Origin of the sequence: Limnohabitans sp., assembly GCF_017848645.1 — a bacterium.
GTDB lineage: Bacteria > Pseudomonadota > Gammaproteobacteria > Burkholderiales > Burkholderiaceae_C > Limnohabitans_A.
Window position 1 is genome coordinate 1 of sequence record NZ_JAFEIF010000055.1, and the last position, 3,440, is coordinate 3,440.

3 protein-coding genes are annotated in these 3,440 nt (G+C 62.3%); all 3 read right to left on the minus strand.

Annotated elements, in window-relative coordinates; translation table 11 throughout:
* Positions 1-160: 160 nt before the first annotated feature.
* Genes QZ190_RS12785 through QZ190_RS12795 form a run of 3 tightly spaced genes read right to left on the minus strand, consistent with a single transcriptional unit; the run spans position 161 to position 3,425 of the window.
* Positions 161-1,171 (minus strand): SDR family oxidoreductase, encoded by a 1,011-nt coding sequence (locus QZ190_RS12785; RefSeq protein WP_291916870.1) that lies wholly within the window; start codon positions 1,169-1,171, stop codon positions 161-163.
* Positions 1,168-2,079, minus strand: coding sequence for a bile acid:sodium symporter family protein (locus tag QZ190_RS12790; RefSeq protein WP_291916873.1), 912 nt, complete (start codon positions 2,077-2,079; stop codon positions 1,168-1,170). The genes QZ190_RS12785 and QZ190_RS12790 overlap by 4 nt, the downstream gene beginning before the upstream one ends.
* 26 nt (positions 2,080-2,105) lie before the next feature.
* Positions 2,106-3,425, minus strand: coding sequence for an NAD(P)-binding domain-containing protein (locus tag QZ190_RS12795; protein ID WP_291916875.1), 1,320 nt, complete (start codon positions 3,423-3,425; stop codon positions 2,106-2,108).
* Between the last annotated feature and the right edge of the window lie 15 nt (positions 3,426-3,440).

Consider the following 3,440-nt stretch of genomic DNA (forward strand, 5'->3'; position numbering starts at 1 on the left):
GACCTGCCTCCTGAGTTATGGCACTGGGTTGATAAAGGTTTCGCACCCATCAACTTAACCCACGTTTGTCAGGTGGGCAGGTCATCCATCATGTCTACAGACTTATGGGCTATTGAAGCGCTGAAAGTGCCCAAAAGCACTTCAACAGCTTGAGGTCAAATCAAGCATGGGCGACGGCACGTCCCTGTTGTTGGCGTGCAGCGACGAAAGCCTCAAAAGCCTGAGCACTGGTCTTGCCGGGCGTGAAGCCAAAGCGCGTTTTGAGTGCGGAGTTCAGCAGCACAGGCCGGTAACGCAAGAAGTCGAGTTGCTCCGGACCGTACTGGCTGATGCCCAGACGGTGGCCGATGAACAAGGCGGTTTGCAAGAGCCAGGCGGGCAGCACGCGGGTGGTTTTGTTCAGGCGCTGCGCGATCTCAAAAATCGTCAAGGCCCCATCGCCCGCCAAATTGAAGCAGCCGCTCGGGGCCTGGCCGCTCAGGGCGTGCGCGATGGCCCCGGTCACGTCTTCGTCCCAAATGAACACGAAGGGGCTGTCGCTGCCTTGCACGGCCAAGAGGCGGGGTTTTTCAAACAGGGCGGTGATCTGGTTGTTGACCCGCTCGCCCAAGATGGTGCCAATGCGCAGCACGGTTTGCTGCAGCTGGGGGTGGCTTTGGCGGTGCTGCGCCAGCATTTCTTCGACCAGACGCTTGTGGTGCGAATAGGCAAAGTTTTCGTTGCCGCGCAGGGTCATGTCTTCGGTCAGCCACGCGGGGTTGTCTGCGTGGTAACCATAAGCCGCGCCGCTGGACGAGACCACGATGTGTTGCACGCCATGCGCCACGCAGGCTTGCAGCACGTTGCGCGTGCCTTCCACGTCGACCGAGTATTCGAAGGCGCGGTTGGCGTCTTTGCCGGGCGTGACGATGGCCGCCAAGTGCACCACCGTGTCAATGTGGTGCTCGGCCACGGTGTGGGCCAAAGCTGGGTCGCGCACGTCTTGCGCCAGGTAGGTGATGCCACTCAGGCGCTGCGCCTCGGGCACCTCACGCACGTCGACCGCAATCATGGCCTCGCAGTCGCCTTGGCGGGCGAGTTGGGCAATCAGGCCCTGGCCCAGAAAGCCTGCCGCGCCCGTGACCAACACGCGCCGTGCGCGCGGCGAGCAGTGCATCGACTCTGCGCTCATGCGCTCGGGTCCTTGAGCGGGCGGCGTGCCCACCAGCCTGCCAGCACCAGCCCGGCGATGATGTCCCAGAAGCCCCACACACCCGCCACCACGGCCATGCCACCCAGCCCGTCAAAGAAGCTGAAGATCAACACCAGACCCAGGCCTGCGTTGCGGATGCCGACTTCGATCGACAAGGCGCGGCTGTCGTAGTCGGACAAGCGGGCCGCTTTGGCGCAAAACCACCCGGTGCCAAAAGCCAGCGCGTCATGCAAGATGACGGCCACCAGCACCAGGCCCACATAGTTCAGAAAGTAGCGCCAGTTGCCTGCAATGGCGGCCACGATGAAGCCGATCAGGGCCAGGAAGCTGATGATGCGCAGCGGTTTTTTGAAGCGCTCGGTCCAGACGGGCAGATAGCGGATGCACAGCAGCCCCAGCACAAAGGGCAGGCCGATGATGAGCAGGATGTGCACAAACATTTGCACCGGGTCCAAGGCGATGCTGGTCAACAACTTGGAGCCCGTGGGGTGCAAGCCACCCCAAAATGCGAAGTTCAGCGGCATGGCCACCACGGCGATGGCATTCGACACGGCGGTCATCGACACGCTCAGCGCCACATTGCCCTTGGCGCGGTGCGTGAGGATGTTGCTGACATTGCCCGGCGGGCAGCAGGCCACCAGGATCATGCCCAAAGCGATGCTGGGCGAGGGCTGCAGCACCAGAGTCAGCACAAAGGTGATGGCGGGCAAGAGCAGGAACTGCGCCCCAATGCCCACCGCAAAAGCCATGGGCATGCGCAGCAGGCGGCGAAAGTCCTCTGCCCGTGTGTCCAGCGCGATGCCGAACATCAAAAATGCCAGCACCCCGTTGAGCAGGGCCAGTGAGGCGGGGTTGAAGTTCAGGCGAATTTCGTCAACAGGCAGCATGGGGGCTTTCGTGAGGGAATGGGGGCTCAGGCCAACTCGGCAGCGGTTTGGCGCATGGTGTCGCGGTACACGTCTTTGTTCACGTAACAGGCCATGCGCTCCACCTTCAGGTAGCGGTAGCCGGCCGACAAATCTGGCGAGGGGCCTTGCCGCGCTTTGGAAAATGCCAAGGCTTTGGCCTGGCCCGCATCCAGGCCTTTGAAATACCGCGCCAAGACTTCGGCCTGCTCGGCCCGGCCTTCCCAGCCCAAGCCTGCGGCCTCGACCATGCCCAGCACGGCCAGGCGGTCAAAGCGCGGTGCAAAGATGTTCAGGTACAGCTGGGGCGACATGCCTTGCCAGTTGAGCAAGGCGTTGTTGATGAAGGGGTAGTGCAGCTTGTAGCCGGTGGCCGTCATGACCAGGTCGTAGTCGGCTTGGGTCCCGTCTTTGAAGTGCACGGTGTGGCCGTCGAGCCGCGCCACGTCGGGCCGCACCTTCACGTCGCCGTGGCCGATGTGGTGCAGGATGAGCGAGTTCACGATGGGGTGTGACTCGTACATTTTGTAGTCGGGCTTGGGAAATCCAAAGCGCACCGGGTCGCCCGTGAACCACTTGAGCAAGGTGCTGTCGACTTTTTGCTTGAGCCAGCGCGGCAGCTTGGTTTTGCCGCCTACCGTGTCGGCGGGCAGGCCGAACACATATTTGGGCACAAAGTAATAGCCCCGGCGTACCGAGATGTCCACGCTTTGCGCGTGGTGCACCGCGTCCACCGCGATGTCGCAGCCCGAGTTGCCCGCGCCCACAATCAGCACGCGCTGGCCCTTGAACTGCTCTGCTTTTTTGTAGGCCGAGGTGTGCAGCAACTGCCCGCTGAACTGCCCAGGCCACTCGGGTTTGTTGGGTTCGGCCAGGATGCCGTTGGCGATCACCACGCCTTTGAACTCGTGTGTTTCCTGTTGTCCCCCACCTGCATCAATGGTCACCCGCCACAGTGTGTCGGGCGCATCGCTCACGGGCTCCACACGCAGCACGCGCACGCCAAAGCGGTAATGGCGCTTGAGGTCAAAGTGCTCGGCGTAGGCCTTGAAGTAGTCCAGCAGCTCGCGGTGACTGGGGTAATCAGCCGTGCCCTCTGGCATGGGGAATTCCTTGAACTCGGTGGTGCGCTTGCTCGAGATCAGGTGGGCCGATTCGTACACGGTGGAGCGCTCGTTGCCGATGTTCCACAAACCGCCCACATCGGTATGGGCTTCAAAGCCCTGGAAAGCGATGCCGTGTTTGCTCAGCGCCCGTGCGCCAGCCAGGCCCGAGGGGCCTGCGCCGATCAGGGCGATCTGGGTGTGTGTGGGGGTGTGTGGGCTCATGTCTTGTCTTGGGGG